An 18,902-nucleotide genomic window follows, 5' to 3' on the forward strand; every position below is an offset into this window, starting at 1 on the left:
GGTGCACTCAAGGCCGCTTCATCTGGCAAGAAGTCGGGGTCGAGGACACATAGGACTCAAAGGTTTTCACTGGCGCCAGGGTGTAGCCCGTGCCTTCCGGCGAGTAGGGGTACTTGGCGTCGGCCTTTTGCCAGACCGAGATGTACAGGGGCTGTTGCAATTGGTGATCAGCCTTGCGCATTTCAACCTCGCCGTTGAAGCTCTGCACCTTCAGCCCCTCCATGGCATAAGCCACCTTCACCGGGTCCGTCGACTTGGCCTTGGCCATGGCCGTGCCCAGCAGGGTATAGGCGTGAATAACGCTGCCTGTGTAGAAATCGTCCTTGAACCGGGTCTGGAATTCAGTCATCCATTTGGCTGTTTGCCCGCCCATGTTGTAGTGGCTATACGCCACTTGGTAGACGCGCCCTGCACCATTGGCACCGATGGCCGTTGGCGTGCCCGTGACACCCGCATAGTAGGTGTAGAACTTGCCGGTGTAGCCCGCCTCGTTGGCCGCCTTGATGAGCAAGGACAGGTCAGACCCCCAATTGCCGGTGATCACCGTGTCGGCGCCGCTGGCCTTGATCTTGGCCACATAGGGCGCGAAATCACGCACCTGGGCAATGGGGTGCAGGTCTTCACCCACGATCTGCACATCGGGCCGCTTGCGCGCCAACAATTCTTTGGCGTACTTGGCCACTTGGTGGCCGTGGGCGTAATTCTGGTTCAGCAGAAAAACCTTTTTGACGTCCGTCTGGTCTTTCAAGTAGGTGGAGAGCGCTTCCATTTTCATGGAGGTGTCCGCGTCCAGGCGGAAGTGCCAGAAGCTGCACTTGCTGTTGGTCAGGTCAGGGTCCACGGCGGCGTAATTCAGGAACAGCACCTCTTTGCCGGGGTTGCGTTCATTGTGCTTGTTGATCGCATCCACCAAGGCCAGCGCAACACCCGAACCATTGCCTTGCGCAATGTAGCGCACACCCTGATCGATGGCCGACTTCAAGGCATTGAGCGACTCAGCGGGGCTCAGCTTGTTGTCGATGGGAACAATCTCGAACTTGACGCCCGCCGGGTTGCTGGCATTGAACTTCTCGGCGAAGAACTGAAAGCTCTTCACCTGGTTCTGGCCGACCGGCCCCATCAGGCCTGACAAAGGATCGATCCACGCGATCTTGACCGTCTCACCCTTTTGCGCAAACGCTGCGGCCCCACTGACCAGCAAAGCGGCCGCGCAGGCGGTTTTCAAAAGACCTTGGGCTGGGAACATTGTTGTCTCCTTGTTGTCGATCAAACCGGGAACATTGAGGCCAAACACCCTGGAGCGTTTGGCATGAAGCGATGGGCGATGAGGTCGACGGTTCGACCTCAGATGCCGGGCAAACGGTAATCCTTGAAGCGCTGGCGCAATTGCAGCTTCTGGATCTTGCCGGTGGCCGTGTGGGGAATTTCTTCGACAAACACCACATCATCCGGAATTTGCCATTTGGCGATTCGCCCCTCAAAAAACTCAAGCATGGCCTCCCGCGTCAAGGCGGCGCCCGGCTTGCGTGTGACCACCAGCAAGGGCCGCTCATCCCACTTGGGATGGGTGCAGGCAATCACCGCCGCCTCTTGCACATCAGGGTGTGCCATGGCGATGTTTTCCAACTCAATGGAGCTGATCCATTCGCCGCCCGACTTGATCACGTCTTTGCTGCGATCGGTGATTTGCATGAACCCGTCGGCATCGATGGTGGCCACATCGCCCGTCGGGAACCAGCCCGGCTCCCCGTCCAGCGCCACCAAAGGCGAGGCGGTGAGGCCGTAGTATTGATCGATCACCCAGTGCCCGCGCACCAGCAAATTGCCAAAGGCCTCGCCATCCCACGGCAGGGCCCGGCCGTCGTCGTCGGCAATCGCCATGTCGATGCCAAAGATCGCCTTGCCCTGCTTTTCCAGCAAACGCTGCTGCGCCTCCTTGGGCAGGCCCAACTGCTTGGCGCTGAGCCGCGACAAGGTGCCGATGGGCGACAACTCGGTCATGCCCCAGGCATGAATCACCTCCACGCCAAAATCGTCCTGCAAGGTCTTCATCAGGGCCGGCGGGCAGGCTGAACCCCCGATCACCGTGCGCTTGAAACTCGAAAACTTGAGGCCGTTCGCCTTCACATAACTGATCAGCCCCAACCACACGGTGGGGACGCCCGCGCTGAAGGTCACCCGCTCGGTCTCGAACAATTCATACAGCGACTGGCCGTCCAGAAACGGCCCCGGCATCACCAGCTTGCAGCCGATCATGGCGCAGCTGTAGGGCAAGCCCCAGGCGTTGACGTGGAACATCGGCACCACGGGCAGGATCACGTCACGCGCCGAGCAGTCCAGCGCGTCCGGCAAGGCTGATGCGTAGGTGTGCAGCAAGGTTGAACGATGGCTGTAAAGCGCGCCCTTGGGGTTGCCCGTCGTGCCCGAGGTGTAGCACAGCGAGCAGGCCGTGTTTTCGTCGAACTCGGGCCAAACGTAATGGCCGTCTTCAGCGTCCAGCAAGGTTTCAAAGCACAGCAAACCCGGCAAGGACGTGGTGCTGGGCATGTGCGCCGCGTCGGTCATGCAGATGAAGTGCTGGATCGACGGCATCTCAGGCGCCAGCTTCTCAACCAGCGGCAGCAAATTCAAGTCGAAGCACAAAACACGGTCACGGGCGTCATTGACGATCCAGGCAATTTGCTCTGGAAACAAACGGGGATTGACGGTGTGGCACACCAACCCGGAGCCCGCGGCGCCGTAGTAGATTTCAAGATGGCGGTAGCCATTCCAGGCCAGCGTACCCACCCGGTCCCCGGGCCGGCAACCCAGGCGATTCAAGGCCTGGGCCAGCTGGCGGGCGCGCACTTCGGCCTGCGCCCAGTTGTAGCGATGCACATCGCCTTCAACTCGCTTGCTGACAATCTCTGTCTCGCCGGCATGCCGGGCGGCATGCTTGATCAGCGAAGAAATCAGCAAGGGCATTGCCATCATCTGACCCATCAATGCCATGGGTAGTCTCCTGTTTGTTTTGATCGGCCAACGCAGTCTATGCCAGCGTTTGCGTGCGGCATAGTCGCCCGCGTTACACCCTCAGGGCAAGTCCTCTAGGGGTATTCACCCGCTATCCCTAACAGTTTGGGCTAGCGGGCGAAAATGACGCCACCCAATGCCAGGAGCCACGCAGTTATGAGCCCAAGCGACAAAACCTATCCGGTACAAAAAGCCGACGCCCAATGGCGCGCCGAGCTTGACGAAACGCAATACCAGGTGGCCCGCCATGCGGCGACCGAGCCAGCATTCACGGGCAAGTACTGGGACCACTTTGAGGCAGCCGGCCGCTACAACTGCATTGGCTGCGGGACCCCCTTGTTCGCGGCTGAAACCAAGTTCGACGCCGGCTGCGGTTGGCCCAGCTATTTCGCGCCGGTCAACAGCGAGGTGATTGAGCGTGTCACCGACACATCGCACGGCATGGTGCGCGTTGAGGTACGTTGCAATCGCTGTGGCTCCCACCTCGGTCACGTATTTCCAGATGGCCCAGCGCCGACGGGCGAGCGCTATTGCATCAACTCAGCCGCGATAGACTTCACGCCTTCAGCCTGATCCCCCAGGCCTCACCCTGCCCCGTCCCTCATGAAGCTTTTGCTCGACTTTTTGCCGCTGGTTCTGTTTTTCGGCACCTTCAAATATGCGGATTCGCACAAGGAGTGGGCTGCGGCCTTCGCCACCGAGCATTTCGGCTTCATGATTTCTGGCGGCAAGGTCGGGCTGGAAGAAGGCCCGGTGCTGCTGGCCACGCTGGTGGTGATGGTGGCCACCTTGGCGCAGGCCTTGTTGCTCAAGCTGCGGGGCAAAAAAATCGACCTCATGCTGTGGATCAGCTTGGGGCTGGTGGTGACGTTGGGCGGGGCCACGCTCTGGTTCCACAACGAAACCTTTATCAAATGGAAGCCCACCGGCCTGTATTGGGCGATGGCGCTGGTGTTCTGGGTCTCGCAGGCCTTTTTTGACAAGAGCCTGTTGAAGTCCATGCTGGGCAAAGACCTGGAGCTTCCCGGATTTGTCTGGAAGACGCTCAACCGTGCCTGGGTGCTGTTCTTCGCCAGCATGGGGGTCTTGAACCTCTATGTGGCCTATCACTTCTCGACCTCCGCGTGGGCCAATTTCAAGGCTTTCGGCACGACGGGTTTGATCTTGTTATTCACCATCGCGCAAGGCCTGTATTTGAGCCGTTATCTCACGCCGCCTACTGACAACGACGGCGCCCCCGGCAAGTCGGAGTCGCAGCCATGAACGCGCCCAAAGCCAATGTGGCGGAGATTGAATCCCGCCTGCGCCAAACCCTGGCGCCGGAGCTGCTCGAGGTGCAGGACGACAGCCACCACCACGCCGGCCACGCCGGTGCCCGAGAGGGCGGGCACTACAGCCTGCGCATCGTCAGCGCCCGCTTTACAGGCCTTAACCGGGTGGCCCGGCATCGGCTCGTATATCATTCTCTCGGAGTGTTGATGCAGCAAGGCATCCATGCGCTGGTCATTGATGCCCGCGCACCGGACGAAGCCCGTTGAATCAATCCGCTTGCGGGTGAAAGTCCCTAAGAATTTGTCACACCCGGTCCGTACACTGTCATTTTTGTTTCTGCGCCACCTGGCGCAATTTTTTCACCAAAAGCCCATGCCCATGAAGAAGTTTGTGCTCGCCGCCTCCGTTGTGGCTTTGATGTCCGCCGCATTGCTGCCCATGTCGGCCAGCGCGCAAAACCTCGCCATCGTGAACGGCAAGCCCGTGCCCAAGGCCCGTGCCGAGGCGCTGATCAGCCAAGTCACCAAGTCGGGCCAGCAACCGCGTACGCCTGAGCTCGAAGCTCAAGTGAAAGACGAAGTCGTGCTGCGTGAAATCTTCATGCAAGAAGCCGCCAAGAAGGGCATCCCGGCCAGCGCTGACTATCAGGCGCAACTGGAAATGGCCAAGCAAAGCATCATGATCCGCGAGTTGTTCGCTGAATACGCCAAAAAGAATCCCGTGGCTGACGCCGATGCCAAGGCCGAGTACGACAAGTTCAAGGCCCAGAACAGCGGCCAAGAATATCGTGCCCGCCACATCCTGGTGGAAAAAGAAGACGAAGCCAAAGCCCTGATCGCCCAAATCAAGGCCGGTGCCAAGTTTGAAGACCTGGCCAAGGCCAACTCGAAAGACCCGGGCTCCGCAGCCAATGGCGGCGACCTGGACTGGGCCAATGGCAACAGCTATGTGCCCGAGTTCACCAAAGCCCTGGCCAGCCTGAAGAAAGGCGAAATGACCCAGGAGCCCGTGAAATCGCAGTTCGGCTACCACATCATCTTGCTGGAAGACACGCGCGACGCGCAGTTCCCTGCCTTCGACGACGTGAAGGGCCAGATCGTGCAACGCCTGCAGCAGCAAAAGCTGGCGGCCTACCAAAAAGATCTGCGCGACAAAGCCAAGACCGACTACAAGTTCGCCCAGTAAGTCGCCTGCAGGCGCCCCCGCAGCAGCACGAAAGCAGCGGGCGCCCAAGCCGGAGATCAATGCCGGAAATCAAAAAGCCCGCTGAGCCTGCCCAGGCACTGCGGGCTTTTTTGCGTGGGGTTGACGCCAACGCCGCGTCAATCTACCAGTCGCCCTGCTTCGATTCGCAATTGACGATCGCATCGCTGTGCGATTTGCGGATCATGGGTCACCAGCACCAACGTAGTTCCTGCCTCCTGGTTCATCTCGAACATCAAAGCCATCACGGCGGCGCCGGTGGCAAAGTCGAGGCTGCCGGTGGGTTCATCCGCCAACAACAAGGCAGGCCGCTGGACAAAGGCACGCGCCAACGCCACGCGCTGCTGCTCGCCGCCTGACAATACGCGTGGGTAATGCTGCAGCCGCTCTGACAAGCCAACCCGGCCCAGCATCTGCGTGGCCAGGGCGCGTGCCTCACGCTCGCCACGCAGCTCCAAGGGCAACATGACGTTCTCCAGTGCCGTGAGATTGGGCAAGAGCTGAAAGCTCTGAAACACAAAGCCAAGTTCAGCACCACGCACAGCGGCGCGCTGGTCTTCATTCAAGGCGAACAGATCATGCCCGCGCAGATGCACGGACCCGCTGCTCGGCGTGTCCAGCCCCGCCAGAATCGCCAGCAAGGTACTCTTGCCCGAGCCCGAGGCACCGACAATGGCCACCGACTCGCGCGCACGCAGCTGAAAGCTGATGTCGCGCAGAATATTCAGCTCACCCGTGGCGTCATGGACCCGCTTGCAAACGCGCTCCACATCAAGCACGACACTCAGTTTTTCAGACATGGAAAGTGACCCAAGGAAATGAAGAAAACGCCCATGACCCGGCGCACATGGAGCCGGGCTGCACTGCACTGTAGCTTGTGGGCCGTGACACTGCTGGCGCCGCGCCTGAGCGGGGCTGCGCCCCCTGCTCAGACCGACAAGACGGACAAACAGGCGGAAACAAAAGCGGGCACAAAAGCGGCCGCGAAAATTTTGGTCGTGGGCGACAGCCTTTCAGCCGAATACGGCCTGGCGCGAGGCACCGGATGGGTGGCCTTGCTGGCGCAGCGCATTCAAACGCAGCACCTGCCCTACGAGGTGATCAACGCCAGCATCAGCGGCGACACCACCTCGGGTGGGCTGGCGCGCCTGCCTGCCCTGCTTGCTGCGCACAAGCCTGCCGTGGTGATCATCGAGTTGGGGGGCAACGATGCCTTGCGCGGCCTGCCCCTGGCCAGCTCCCGCAGCAATCTTGCTGCTATGGTCCATAGCACCCGAACCAGCGGTGCCAAAGTCTTGCTGGCCGGCATGCAAATGCCGCCCAACTACGGCGCCGCCTACGGCCGCGACTTCACCGCCATGTTCACCGCGGTGGCCAAAGACGAACATGCCGCCCTGCTGCCCTTTTTACTGCGCGGCGTCGCCGACCGGCCCGACGCACTGGAGTGGTTTCAAGCCGACCGCATCCACCCGCTCGCCAAGGCGCACCCGACAATTCTGGACAACGTGTGGCCCGTTCTCAAGCCCTTGCTGCGTTGATCCCTTGAGGCCTGCGCGGGCTGGTGGCAGCGCGGTCTAAGCGTGCACGCCAGCCAAAGCGGCGATCACGTGCTGGTCGAGCTCGGTCAAGGGCACGGCCAGCCGCGCGGCGGCTTCACCAGACACCTCGCGTTGGCGAGCCCCCCAGATCGGATTGGGGAAGTGGCTGTCCCACTCGAACCGGGCAATCACATGCCAGTGCAAATGCGGCACTACATTGCCCAGGCTGGCCAGGTTGACCTTGGTGGGGCGCAGCTGGGCCAGCAGCACGCGCTCGATGGCCGCCACGGCCTCCATGCACACAGTGCGCTCGGCCGGGGTCAGCGTGCTGAACTCGGCCACATGGTCTTGCCAAATCAAGCGGTAGAACGCCGGAAAGTTGGCATCGTCCTCCACCCTAACGACCCGCCACAGCGGCGTCTGCACAACCAGGCGCCCGCCAGAATCGCGGCACAGGGGGCACGCGGCATGCGACAGCGTCATCACACCAGAACCCGCTCAATGCCGCCGTTGTTGGCCTGGGCGACGTACTGCGGCATCCAGTCTTCGCCGAGGATTTGGCGGGCCATTTCGACGACGATGTAGTCGGCTTCCAGCAGGCCGTTTTGCAGATCGTTGCCGTAACGGGTCAGGCCCTGCAGGCAGCTCGGGCAGCTGGTGAGGATTTTGAGATTCTCGGCCGCAGCGACCTTGCCGCTGTCACGCAGCAGGGCCTCGGTTTTGCGCAATTCCTCTTCCTTGCGGAAGCGGATCTGGGTTGAGATGTCCGGCCGGGTCACGCCCAGCGTGCCGCTCTCGCCGCAGCAGCGTTTGCTCTCGACCACGTTTTCACCCACCAGGGCTTTGACGGTCTTCATCGGCTCCTGCAACTTCATGGGCGTGTGGCAGGGGTCGTGATAGAGGTAGCTGGTGCTCGACCCGAGGGTGATGCCCTTCTCAAGCAGGTACTCGTGGATGTCGATGATGCGGCAGCCCGGGAAAATGTCCTCGAACTTGTAGCCCTGCAGTTGGTCGTAGCAAGTGCCGCAACTCACTACCACCGTCTTGATATCGAGGTAGTTGAGCGTGTTGGCCACGCGGTGGAAGAGCACCCGGTTGTCGGTGATCATCTTCTCGGCCTTGTCGAACTGGCCCGAGCCGCGCTGCGGGTAGCCGCAGCACAGATAACCCGGCGGCAAGACGGTCTGCACGCCGGCATGCCACAGCATGGCCTGGGTGGCCAGGCCCACTTGCGAGAAGAGACGCTCCGAGCCGCAGCCCGGGAAATAGAACACCGCCTCGGTCTCCGAATTGGTGGCGGCCGGGTTGCGGATCACCGGCACATAGTCTTTGTCTTCAATGTCCAGCAAAGCGCGGGCGGTCTTGGTGGGCAGGCCGCCGGGCAGCTTCTTGTTGATGAAGTGGATCACCTGCTCTTTGATGGGCGCTGCGCCCACCGAGGCCCGTGGCGCCGCCGTTTGCGCCTTGGCAAAACGCTTGAGCACATCGTGCGCCAAGCGCTGGGCCTTGAAGCCCACGCCCACCATGGCGCTGCGAATCAGCTTGATGGTTTCGGGGTTGGTGGCGTTCAACATCAGCATGGCGGCGGCATTGCCGGGGCGCCAGGTCTTTTGGCCCATCTTGCGCAGGAGATTGCGCATATTCATGGTCACATCGCCGAAGTCAATCTTGACCGGGCAGGGGTTGGCGCACTTGTGGCACACGGTGCAGTGGTCCGCCACGTCCTCAAATTCCTGCCAGTGCTTGATCGAGATGCCGCGGCGGGTTTGCTCCTCGTACAAAAAGGCTTCGACCAGCAGCGAGGTGGCCAGAATCTTGTTGCGCGGCGAATAGAGCAGATTGGCACGCGGCACATGGGTGGCGCACACCGGCTTGCATTTGCCGCAACGCAGGCAGTCTTTGATGGAGTCGCTGATCGCGCCGATGTCGCTCTGCTGCATGATCAGCGACTCATGCCCCATCAGGCCGAAGCTGGGGGTGTAGGCGTTGGTCAGGTCGGCGAAGGTGCCATGGGTCGAGGCGTTTGGTTTGAGCAGCTTGCCCTTGTTGAAGCGACCTTCGGGGTCGACGCGGCGTTTGTAGTCGGCAAAGTTGGCCAGCTCGTCGTCGCTCAAAAATTCGAGCTTGGTGATGCCGATGCCGTGCTCGCCAGAGATCACCCCGTCCAGGCTGCGCGCCAGCTTCATGATGCGGGCCACGGCCTCATGGGCCGTTTGCAGCATCTCATAATTGTCAGAATTGACGGGAATGTTGGTGTGCACATTGCCGTCGCCCGCATGCATGTGCAGAGCCACCCAGACGCGGCCGCGCAGCACCTCGCCGTGGATGCGCTTGCACTCGGCCAGCACGCCCTCAAACGCAGCGCCGCTGAAAATTGCCTGGAAGGGCTTGAAGATCTGCGTCTTCCACGAGGCGCGCAGGCTGTGGTCTTGCAACTGATCAAAGTAGCTGCCCGCGCCCACTGCACCTGACTCATCCGAACGCGGCAAATCCAGCTCGTCCTTCCAGAGTTGCCATTGCGCGCCCACCTCGTCCAGCAAGGCCAGGGCTTGCTGCACCCGGTCGCCCAACAACTCGGCGCTGGGGATGTCGCCCGCGTCGTCGCTCTTGCCGAGCGGCAGCTTGCCTTGCGTAAACAGCGCTTTCAGCGCCTCCACCAGCGCCAGCTTGTTGCGCAGGCTCAACTCGATGTTGATGCGCTCAATGCCCAGGGTGTATTCACCCATGCGCGGCAGCGGGATCACCACGTCCTCGTTCACCTTGAAGGCGTTGGTGTGCTTGCTGATGGCAGCGGTGCGCTTGCGGTCCAGCCAGAATTTCTTGCGGGCATCGGCGGACACGGCTACAAAGCCTTCGCCGCTGCGGCCATTGGCCAGGCGCACCACCTCACTGGTGGCGCGGGCCACCGCATCGGCATCTTCGCCGACGATGTCGCCCACCAACACCATCTTGGGCAAACCGGCGCGCTTGCTCTTGGTGGAGTAGCCCACCGCCTTGAGGTATCGATCGTCCAGATGCTCCAGCCCGGCCAGCACGGCGCCGCCCTCGCGCTTGGCCTCGGCGAACATGAAGTCCTTGATCTCCACGATGGAGGGCACGCAATCCTTGGGATTGCCGAAGAACTCCAGGCACACCGTGCGCACATGCGCCGGCATCTTGTGCACGATCCAACGGCAGCTGGTGATCAAACCGTCGCATCCTTCTTTCTGGATGCCCGGCAGGCCGGCCAGGAATTTATCGGTGACGTCTTTGCCCAGCCCTTCTTTGCGGAAGATGCGGCCGGGAATATCCAGGCGTTCGGTGCGCTCCAGCTTTTTGCCGGTGGCGTCGAAGTAGTTCAGTTCAAAGCTGGCCACCTCCACATCATGGATCTTGCCCAGATTGTGGTTCAGCCGCGTCACCTCCAGCCACTTGGCCTCGGGCGTCACCATGCGCCAAGAGGCAAGGTTATCCAGCGCCGTGCCCCACAGCACAGCCTTTTTGCCGCCGGCATTCATGGCGACGTTGCCGCCCACGCAAGACGCTTCGGCAGAAGTCGGGTCCACGGCAAACACAAAGCCGTGCTCTTCAGCCAGATCGGCCACCCGCTGGGTCACCACGCCGGCTTCGCTCCAGATGGTGGCCACCTCACGGTCCAGGCCGGGCAGGCGCATCATCTCGACGCCGCGAAGGGCCTCAAGCTTTTCAGTGTTGATGACCGCGCTGTTCCACACCAGGGGCACGGCGCCGCCGGTGTAGCCGGTGCCGCCGCCACGCGGAATGATGGTCAGGCCCAACTCCACGCAGCTCTTGACCATCTGCGCCATCTCGGCCTCCGTGTCGGGCGTTAGCACCACGAAGGGATACTCCACCCGCCAGTCGGTCGCGTCGGTCACATGGCTGACGCGCGAGAGGCCGTCGAACTTGATATTGTCTTTTTCGGTGCTCTTGCCCAGCAGCTTGGTCGCACGGCGCCGCAACTCGGCCACCTGCTGGAATTGCTGCGAAAACTGCTTCACCGCCCCTTGTGCCGCCGCCAGCAATTCGCCCACATGGGCATCCCGTTGCCGATCGGCCTCGGGGTTACGCCGCCGTTCCACCTCGTGCAGGCGGTGTTCCAGCGCCTCGATCAACAAGGCGCGGCGCCGGGGGTTGTCCAGCAGGTCGTCTTGCAGATAGGGGTTGCGTTGCACCACCCAGATATCGCCCAACACCTCGTACAGCATGCGAGCCGAGCGCCCGGTGCGGCGCTCCTGGCGCAGCTGATTCAACAGCTCCCAGGCGCGCTCGCCCAGCAGGCGGATGACGATTTCCCGGTCGGAGAAGGAGGTGTAGTTGTACGGAATCTCACGCAGGCGCGGCGCGTTGTCATGCGGCTGCGGCTGGGCAACGGCAGAAAATTCGGCAGGATCGACGGGCATCAGGGGATGCGGTGCATTCATGGCGGCCGAGTGCGGCAAAGCACTCTGATTGGGCTGTCAAATCCCCTGCACCTACCAAAAGCACGGGCAAAAGACGGACAGCGATGCTGAAAATTGGCGCTCTCAAGTGTGCGGGCGTGACGCCGGGCTTTTGGCCTTGCGATTGGAGTGCTCCACCAAAAATCGATGGAATCATCCTGCAGGCCGACCTGTCGCCGGCCCGTGCCCCAAGCGTGGGGTACGAATCCTACCGCAGCGCAGCAAACGGACCGGCATGACGGCATATTGTCCTTGGTGCACGCCTGCCCATCTGCGTCGACCAAGGCGCACCGCCCTAATGTCACAATTCATCGGTAGAGTGACCGCCCTCTTCCGTTTTTTCTCTCCGTCGGAGCTACTCCCCATGAAACTGCAGCAGTTTGCCGCCGCCCTCCTGATTGCCGGCCTCAGCCACAGCGCCTCCGCCCAGACCGAGATCCAGTGGTGGCACTCCATGGGCGGCGCCCTGGGAGATTGGGTGAACGATCTGGCAAAGGACTTCAACGCCAGCCAGAAAGACTACAAGATCGTGCCCTCCTACAAGGGCAACTACGACGAGTCCATGACCAGCGCAATTGCCGCCTTCCGCGCCGGCAATGCGCCCCACATCCTGCAGGTGTTCGAGGTGGGCACCGCCACCATGATGGCCAGCAAGGGCGCCATCGTGCCCGTGACCGAAGTAATGAAGATGGGCGGGGGCAAGTTTGACGCCAACGCCTACGTGCCCGCCGTGGCGGGCTACTACACGGCGCCCAACGGCCAGATGCTGAGCTTCCCCTTCAACAGCTCGACCACCGTGCTGTTCTACAACAAAGACGCCTTCAAGGCCGCGGGGCTGGACCCCAACAAGGCGCCCAGCACCTGGCCTGAAGTGGCGCTGGCCGCCGCCAAGCTCAAAGCCAGCGGCGTCAAATGCCCCTTCACCACCAGTTGGGTGAGCTGGACGCAGCTGGAGAGCTTCTCCGCCTGGCACAACGTGGAGTACGCCACCAAGAACAACGGCTTCGGCGGGCTGGACACGCGCTTGGCCTTCAACACCCCGCTGCATCTGCGCCATATCGAGAATCTGGCGAATATGTCCAAGCAGGGCCTGTTCGTCTACAAGGGCCGGGGCAATGCGCCCGACGCCACCTTTGTCTCGGGCGAATGCGCCATGCAAACGGCCTCCTCCAGCCTCTACGCCAACGTCAAGAAGAACGCCAAGTTCGGCTATGGCATCGCGCCCTTGCCCTACTACCCTGACGTGCCCGGTGCACCGCAAAACACCATCATCGGCGGCGCCAGCCTGTGGGTGATGTCGGGCAAGAAGGCGCCTGAATACAAGGGCGTAGCCGCCTTCTTCAACTATCTGTCCAAGGCCGAGGTGGCGTCCGAGAGCCATAAGCGCACCGGCTACCTGCCCGTCACCAAGGCCGCCTTCGAGCTGACCGAGAAAAGCGGCTTCTACAAGGCCAACCCCGGCACAGACGTGCCTGTGACCCAGATGATCCGCAAGACCACCGACAAATCGCGTGGCGTGCGCCTGGGCAATTTCGTGCAGATCCGCACCATCATCGACGAAGAGTTGGAACTCGTCTGGGGAGGCAAGAAGAGCGCCAAGGAGGGCCTGGACACCGCCATCCAGCGTGGCAACGAGCAGCTGGAAAAGTTCCAGAAAGCCAACAAGGGCTGAAGCCGACATGGCGCTTGAAAAACGCGTGCAATTCAAGGGCGGCTGGCTGCCCTGGCTGCTGCTGACGCCGCAACTCATCGTCATCAGCGTGTTCTTTTTCTGGCCGGCAGGCCAGGCTGTGCTGCAGTCCATGCAACAGCAAGACGCCTTTGGCATGAGCATCGAGTGGGTGGGGCTGGAGAACTTCCGCGCGCTCTTCAGCGACCCGGGCTACCTCGAGTCGTTCAAGACGACGGCCATGTTCTCCCTGCTGGTGGCCAGCCTGGGCATCGCGCTGTCGCTGCTGCTAGCGGTGATGGCCGATAGGGTGCTGCGCGGCGCGCTGGTCTACAAGACCCTGCTGATCTGGCCTTACGCGGTGGCACCGGCCGTTGCGGGGGTGCTGTGGATGTTCATGTTTGCGCCCTCCATCGGCATCGTCGCCTATGGCCTGGGCATGTTGGGCATCGACTGGAACCACCTGCTCAACAGCGGCCAGGCCATGAGTCTGGTGGTGCTGGCGGCGGTGTGGAAACAGATTTCCTACAACTTCCTGTTCTTTCTGGCCGGCCTGCAGTCCATCCCCAAATCGCTGATCGAAGCGGCAGCGATGGACGGCGCCAAGCCTTGGCGCCGCTTCTGGACCATTGTGTTCCCGCTGCTGTCGCCCACCACCTTTTTCTTGCTGGTGATGAACGTGGTCTACGCCTTCTTCGACACCTTCGGCATCATCGACGCGGCCACCAAGGGCGGCCCGGGCAAAGACACCGCCATTCTAGTCTACAAGGCCTATTACGACGGCTTCAAGGCCATGGACCTGGGCGGCTCGGCGGCGCAATCCGTCGTGTTGATGGTGATCGTGATCACGCTCACCGTCTTGCAATTCCGTTATGTCGAAAAGCGGGTGAACTACTGATGGTCGAACGTCGCCCCGCCCTCACCCTGCTCTCCCACCTGGTGCTGATCCTGGGAGTGTTGATCGTCGCCTTTCCGCTCTACATCGCCTTCGTGGCGTCCAGCCACACGGCAGATGCCATCGTGCAAGCCCCCATGCCCCTGCTGCCGGGCGGCCACCTGCTGGAGAACTACCGCGCCGTGCTGCTGGGCCAGGCCAGCAGCGGAGGGTCGAACGCGCCAGTAGCCCGCATGATGTGGGTCAGCTTGGTTTCGGCCCTGCTGATTGCCGTGGGCAAGATCGCCATCTCACTGCTCTCGGCCTTTGCCATCGTTTACTTTCGCATGCCATTCAAGCGGGTGGTGTTCTGGGCCATCTTCGTCACGCTGATGCTGCCGGTGGAAGTGCGCATCGGGCCCACCTACCAGGTGGTGTCCGACCTCGGCATGCTCAACAGCTACGCGGGCCTGAGCATTCCGCTGATCGCCTCGGCCACCGCCACCTTTTTATTCCGCCAGTTCTTCATGACCGTGCCGGACGAACTGGTGGAGGCCGCCCGCATCGATGGCGCGGGGCCGATGCGCTTCTTCAAAGACGTGCTGCTGCCGCTCTCCAGCACCAGCATCGCGGCGCTATTCGTCATCCAGTTCATCTATGGCTGGAACCAATACCTCTGGCCCCTGCTGGTGACCACTGACGAGGCCATGTACCCGGTGGTGATTGGCATCAAACGCATGATCAGCGGCGGCGACGCAGCCAACGACTGGAACCTCATCATGGCCACCGCCCTGCTCGCCATGCTGCCACCCGCTCTGGTGGTGATGCTGATGCAGCGCTGGTTCGTTAAGGGGCTGGTGGATACGGAAAAGTAATGACTTTGGGGATAGACCTGGTCCGGTACACCGGGGCAGCTCTGTCCTCAACTGACTAGATGATTTTGGTGACAGACAAAACGAGAACTGAATGGCTTCCATCTCCCTGCGCAACATCATCAAACGCTATGGTCACGGCGCCAAGGCTCATCCGGTGATTCACAGCGTTAGTGCTGAAATTCTCGATGGCGAATTCGTCGTCATCGTCGGCCCCTCGGGCTGCGGCAAATCCACCCTGCTGCGCATGGTGGCGGGGCTGGAAGAAGTCAGCGAAGGCGAGATCGCCATTGGCACCCGGGTGGTCAATGACGTCGAGCCGGCCGAGCGCGACATCGCCATGGTGTTCCAGAACTACGCGCTGTACCCGCACATGACGGTGTTCGCCAATATGGCCTACGGCCTCAAGATCCAGAAGGTGCCCGAGGCTGAAATCAAGGCCCGGGTGGACAAGGCGGCCGGCATTCTCGAACTGGGCGCCTTGCTGCAACGACGCCCGCGTGAGCTCTCCGGTGGCCAGCGCCAGCGCGTGGCCATGGGCCGCGCCATCGTGCGCAACCCACAGGTGTTTTTGTTCGATGAGCCCCTCTCCAATCTGGATGCCAAGCTGCGCGCGCAAACGCGGCTGGAGATCCAGAAACTGCATCGCGAACTGGGCGTGACCTCACTGTTCGTCACCCACGACCAGGTGGAGGCGATGACGCTCGCGCAGCGCATGCTGGTGATGAACGGCGGCCGGGTCGAGCAGTTCGGCACCCCTGAGGCGGTCTACCAGCGCCCGGCCAGCACCTTTGTGGCGGGGTTCATGGGTTCGCCCCCGATGAATCTACTCAAGGGCCAGGTCAAAGACCAGGTATTTCAACTTGGCGAGACCCAGCTGCCGCTGCCCGGCCCCGCGCCCCGGCAAGGCGAATTGATACTCGGCCTGCGGCCCGAGCACGTGGCCCGCTGGTCGAGCACCAACGACACGCCCGGTGCGTGGCCCCTGCAGGTCGACATGATCGAAATGCTGGGCGCTGAGCGCCTGGTCTACGGCCGCCTGGGCAAGGCGCCCTTCACCCTGCGCATCGAAGGCACGCTGACGCCGCCGGCCATTGGCGCTACGCTCTACCTGACGTTCAAGCCTGCGCACCTGCACTGGTTTGACCCGCAAAGCACGCAGCGCGTTGAAGGGTTTTGATGCGTTGAAGGCAATGCGCGTGTTTCAGCCTGAAAGGAATCGCCCATCATGACCCAGCCGAACTGGCCCATGCCCTTCTGGATCGCACACCGTGGTGCGGGCAAGTTAGCGCCCGAGAACACCTTGGCCGCCTTTCGCGCCGGGGCACAGCACGGGTATCGCGCCTTTGAGTGCGACGTGAAGCTCAGCCGCGATGGCCAGCCCTTTTTGCTGCATGACGCCACACTTCAGCGCACCAGCACCGGCCACGGCGTGGCGGGTGAGCACGACTGGGCCGCACTGTCATTGCTGGACGCCGGTGCCTGGCACAGCCGGGCCTTTGCGGGCGAACCCCTACCTAGCCTGGGCGCCATTGCGGCCTATGTGATTCGCAACCGTTTTGCGCTCAATATCGAGATCAAACCCACGCCTGGGCAAGAACTGCTCACCGGCCAGGTGGTCGGCCGGGAAGTCTGCCGCTTGTGGGCCGGGTCGGGCCTAACGCCGCTGTTCAGCTCCTTCGCGCCGCAGGCTTTGCAAGGAGCCCGCAGCACGGCGCCAGACATTCCGCGCGGCCTGCTGCTGGACGGCCTGCGCCACGGCTGGCTGGAAGAAGCGCAAAGCCTGGGCTGCGCCGCCGTCATCACCCACTATGCGCAGATGGACGCGAAAACCGTTGCCACGCTGCACGCTGCCGGCCTGAAAGCCCTGGTCTACACGGTCAACGACGAAGCAGCGTGCGCCTGGCTGCTGGGCCATGGCGTGGACGGCATCATCACCGACGCGGTGGACAAGTTTGCCCCCGCCGCATGCCCCTCCTCACTCGCCACCTGACACGTTGATTCACGCCCCGATTTTCGAATAAACAAGGGTGTTTCTCAGCTCGCCGTCCACCCCCAGGCTGTCGCACCGCAGCAGCCCTTCGTACTCAAAGCCGCAGGCCTCGGCCACTGCGCGACTGGCAAGGTTGCGCTCATCCATGCGTATCTCCAGGCGGCGGGCGTGTAAACGGTCAAAAGCCAGCTCGGTCAGCAGGCGCACGGCCTCACTGACATAACCCTGCCCCGCTGCGTCAGGCCGAATCCAGTAGCCGATCTCAAATTTACGCACGGCCCAGTCGATACGGTGCAGGCCCGTGCTGCCCAGCAAGGCGGCGCAACTGCCATCGGCTGCCTTGGCGTAGATTTGAAACGCCAGTTCGCTGCGGGCGATGAAGTCGGCCAGCATGCGGCGCATCACCGCTTCAGAGTCCTCCATGCTGGGCGCCTCCTGGGCCCAGGGCATCCAGGGCTTGAGATGCGCCAGCGAGGCGCCGATGGTGGCCGCCAGAATGGGCCCCAGGCCGGCCACCGGCGCGGCCAGGATGATGCGCTGGCCCTCAATGCGCTCGGGCACCTGAATCAAAATAGGGTCATGTCTTGCCATGCGGCACCTCCCGCTCGGTTGGAAAGCTGTCACTGGGGTCTCCCCCCAGCGCCGCCTCACCCAAGGCACCTGGCATGGCCTCGGCCCCAAGCACGGGCTCATCGTCCAGCGCCGGTGTGGGCAGCGTCAGCACATGGCGAATCGGCCCCCAGCGCCAGGCAATCAGGCTGACCAGCAAAGCGCCCACGCCTGCAAAAAGCAGGGACGAGCGCAGGCTCACATGCTCACCCAGCCACCCGCCCATCAAAGCCCCAGGGCCCGCCGGCACCAAAATCAACCAACGCATGGTACTGGTCATGCGGCCCAGCATGGGCGTGGGGGTAACCGCCTGCCGCAACGACAAGAAGTTGATGAAAATCAGCACCGCGCCCACGCCGAACATGAACAGCATGAAGGCAAACGCCAGCGCCCCCACCCATTGATGCGGCAGCAAACCCAGCACCAGCCAACCCGCCCCGCTGATGGCCAAACCCAGCACCAGGCAAGGCCCTGGGCCGATGCGTGCGCTGACCCGATGGCCCAGCACGCTGGCCAGCACCGTGCCGGCGCCCAGCGCCACATAGCTCATGCCGATCTGTTGCGCCGTCAGGCCCAGGCTACGCGTGGCGTACAAGATCTGCACCACCTGCGCGGCATTGTTGAAGATCTGCCAGCCCCCCACCGCGCCCGCCAAGGCCACCAGCAAGGAGTGCTCGCGCACAAAGCGCAAGCCCCCTTTGAGCTCTTGCCAAAACCGGGTGTTGTCACGGCTTTTGAGCACTTCATTCACCGTGATGCCACGCAGGATCAAGGCCGAACACAGCACCAGCACCGCGTCGACGGCCAGCGCCATGGGCGCGCCCATCAGCTTGATCAGCAAGCCCGCCACCCCGGGGCCCACCACCTCGGCGCCCGAGCTGGCCAGGGCGTTCTTGGCATGGGCCTCAACCAAGCGGTCACGCTCCACCACTTGGGTCAGCACGATTTGTGAGGCACTGCCGGCCGTGGTGTACACGGTGCCCAGCACAAAGCCCACCACATAGAGCCAGGCCATGCTCAGCCAGCCCATCCAGGCGGCCAGCGGCACGGTGGCCACAGTCAGGGCCAGCAGCGTTTCACCGACGATGTACACCGGCAATTTGCGCACGCGATCCAGCCACACGCCGGCGGGCAGCGAGAACAGCACAAAAGGCACGATCTCCATGGCCGTCAGCAGGCCCATCTGCGTGGGGGAGGCGTTCAACAGCAGCGCTGCCGTCAAAGGCAGCGCCAACATGGTGATCTGCCCCCCCAGGGAGCTGGTCAAGATGGACGAAAAAAGGCGGCGGTACACGCGGTCGCGCAGCAGGTCGTTGGGGGGCAGCGCCACGGCTTGCCACAATCGCTGCCACAAACCGGGCCAAGGCAGACGCCGAGTTTCTCGGGTTTGCATAAAGGGAATCTCCAGGAGTCTTCGAAAG

At 62.3% G+C, this 18,902-nt stretch carries 17 protein-coding genes; 10 read left to right on the forward strand and 7 right to left on the reverse strand.

Annotated features, from left to right (window positions below):
- Positions 1 to 7 precede the first annotated feature (7 nt).
- Together PRZ01_RS02275 and PRZ01_RS02280 are read right to left on the reverse strand one after the other, a co-directional pair.
- The gene (locus PRZ01_RS02275; protein WP_273595136.1) at positions 8 to 1,246 is read right to left on the reverse strand and encodes a branched-chain amino acid ABC transporter substrate-binding protein; all 1,239 of its coding nucleotides are present in this window, start codon (positions 1,244 to 1,246) and stop codon (positions 8 to 10) included.
- A 98-nt stretch (positions 1,247 to 1,344) separates the two neighbouring features.
- The gene (locus PRZ01_RS02280) at positions 1,345 to 2,991 is read right to left on the reverse strand and encodes a 3-(methylthio)propionyl-CoA ligase (RefSeq protein ID WP_273595137.1); all 1,647 of its coding nucleotides are present in this window, start codon (positions 2,989 to 2,991) and stop codon (positions 1,345 to 1,347) included.
- Positions 2,992 to 3,168: 177 nt separating this feature from the next.
- On the opposite strand from PRZ01_RS02280, the gene msrB reads away from it, so the two are divergent.
- The 4 genes from msrB to PRZ01_RS02300 all read left to right on the forward strand — a co-directional run bounded on the left by msrB (position 3,169) and on the right by PRZ01_RS02300 (position 5,469).
- Positions 3,169 to 3,585, forward strand: a complete 417-nt coding sequence (gene msrB, locus PRZ01_RS02285; RefSeq protein ID WP_273595138.1) for a peptide-methionine (R)-S-oxide reductase MsrB — start codon at positions 3,169 to 3,171, stop codon at positions 3,583 to 3,585.
- Between the two features lie 30 nt (positions 3,586 to 3,615).
- Positions 3,616 to 4,275, forward strand: coding sequence for a septation protein A (locus PRZ01_RS02290; protein ID WP_273595139.1), 660 nt, complete (start codon positions 3,616 to 3,618; stop codon positions 4,273 to 4,275).
- Positions 4,272 to 4,550: a BolA family protein gene (locus tag PRZ01_RS02295; RefSeq protein ID WP_273595140.1), complete on the forward strand. Its 279-nt coding sequence runs from the start codon at positions 4,272 to 4,274 to the stop codon at positions 4,548 to 4,550. Before PRZ01_RS02290 ends, PRZ01_RS02295 begins: the two co-directional genes overlap by 4 nt.
- Before the next feature lie 112 nt (positions 4,551 to 4,662).
- On the forward strand, positions 4,663 to 5,469 hold the full coding sequence (locus tag PRZ01_RS02300) for a peptidylprolyl isomerase (RefSeq protein WP_273595367.1): 807 nt from the start codon (positions 4,663 to 4,665) through the stop codon (positions 5,467 to 5,469).
- A gap of 137 nt (positions 5,470 to 5,606) precedes the next feature.
- Here PRZ01_RS02300 and PRZ01_RS02305 read toward each other — a convergent pair whose 3' ends face one another.
- Positions 5,607 to 6,287: an ABC transporter ATP-binding protein gene (locus tag PRZ01_RS02305; RefSeq protein WP_273595141.1), complete on the reverse strand. Its 681-nt coding sequence runs from the start codon at positions 6,285 to 6,287 to the stop codon at positions 5,607 to 5,609.
- A gap of 33 nt (positions 6,288 to 6,320) precedes the next feature.
- Here PRZ01_RS02305 and PRZ01_RS02310 point away from each other — a divergent pair, with 33 nt between their 5' ends.
- Positions 6,321 to 7,025: an arylesterase gene (locus tag PRZ01_RS02310; RefSeq protein ID WP_273595142.1), complete on the forward strand. Its 705-nt coding sequence runs from the start codon at positions 6,321 to 6,323 to the stop codon at positions 7,023 to 7,025.
- Between the two features lie 36 nt (positions 7,026 to 7,061).
- Here PRZ01_RS02310 and PRZ01_RS02315 read toward each other — a convergent pair whose 3' ends face one another.
- Complete coding sequence (locus tag PRZ01_RS02315; RefSeq protein WP_273595143.1) at positions 7,062 to 7,508, reverse strand: HIT family protein; 447 nt, start codon at positions 7,506 to 7,508, stop codon at positions 7,062 to 7,064.
- Positions 7,508 to 11,446, reverse strand: a complete 3,939-nt coding sequence (locus tag PRZ01_RS02320) for an FAD/FMN-binding oxidoreductase (RefSeq protein ID WP_338111442.1) — start codon at positions 11,444 to 11,446, stop codon at positions 7,508 to 7,510. Before PRZ01_RS02320 ends, PRZ01_RS02315 begins: the two co-directional genes overlap by 1 nt.
- A gap of 382 nt (positions 11,447 to 11,828) precedes the next feature.
- On the opposite strand from PRZ01_RS02320, the gene ugpB reads away from it, so the two are divergent.
- The 5 genes from ugpB (at position 11,829) to ugpQ (ending at position 16,872) form a co-directional block, all read left to right on the forward strand.
- Positions 11,829 to 13,136: a sn-glycerol-3-phosphate ABC transporter substrate-binding protein UgpB gene (ugpB, locus tag PRZ01_RS02325; RefSeq protein ID WP_273595144.1), complete on the forward strand. Its 1,308-nt coding sequence runs from the start codon at positions 11,829 to 11,831 to the stop codon at positions 13,134 to 13,136.
- Positions 13,137 to 13,143: 7 nt separating this feature from the next.
- Complete coding sequence (gene ugpA, locus PRZ01_RS02330; protein WP_273595145.1) at positions 13,144 to 14,031, forward strand: sn-glycerol-3-phosphate ABC transporter permease UgpA; 888 nt, start codon at positions 13,144 to 13,146, stop codon at positions 14,029 to 14,031.
- Positions 14,031 to 14,882, forward strand: a complete 852-nt coding sequence (gene ugpE / locus PRZ01_RS02335; RefSeq protein ID WP_273595146.1) for a sn-glycerol-3-phosphate ABC transporter permease UgpE — start codon at positions 14,031 to 14,033, stop codon at positions 14,880 to 14,882. Before ugpA ends, ugpE begins: the two co-directional genes overlap by 1 nt.
- 91 nt (positions 14,883 to 14,973) lie before the next feature.
- On the forward strand, positions 14,974 to 16,059 hold the full coding sequence (locus PRZ01_RS02340; protein WP_273595147.1) for a sn-glycerol-3-phosphate import ATP-binding protein UgpC: 1,086 nt from the start codon (positions 14,974 to 14,976) through the stop codon (positions 16,057 to 16,059).
- A 48-nt stretch (positions 16,060 to 16,107) separates the two neighbouring features.
- Positions 16,108 to 16,872, forward strand: coding sequence for a glycerophosphodiester phosphodiesterase (gene ugpQ, locus PRZ01_RS02345; RefSeq protein ID WP_273595148.1), 765 nt, complete (start codon positions 16,108 to 16,110; stop codon positions 16,870 to 16,872).
- Positions 16,873 to 16,881: 9 nt separating this feature from the next.
- On the opposite strand, the gene PRZ01_RS02350 is transcribed toward ugpQ, so the two are convergent.
- Positions 16,882 to 17,463, reverse strand: coding sequence for a GNAT family N-acetyltransferase (locus tag PRZ01_RS02350; protein WP_273595149.1), 582 nt, complete (start codon positions 17,461 to 17,463; stop codon positions 16,882 to 16,884).
- Positions 17,450 to 18,874 carry an MFS transporter gene (locus PRZ01_RS02355; RefSeq protein WP_273595150.1) on the reverse strand — a complete coding sequence of 475 codons (1,425 nt, stop codon included), beginning with the start codon at positions 18,872 to 18,874 and terminating at the stop codon, positions 17,450 to 17,452. Before PRZ01_RS02355 ends, PRZ01_RS02350 begins: the two co-directional genes overlap by 14 nt.
- Between the last annotated feature and the right edge of the window lie 28 nt (positions 18,875 to 18,902).

This window comes from Roseateles koreensis, from assembly GCF_028595305.1.
Classification (GTDB): domain Bacteria; phylum Pseudomonadota; class Gammaproteobacteria; order Burkholderiales; family Burkholderiaceae_C; genus Paucibacter_A; species Paucibacter_A koreensis.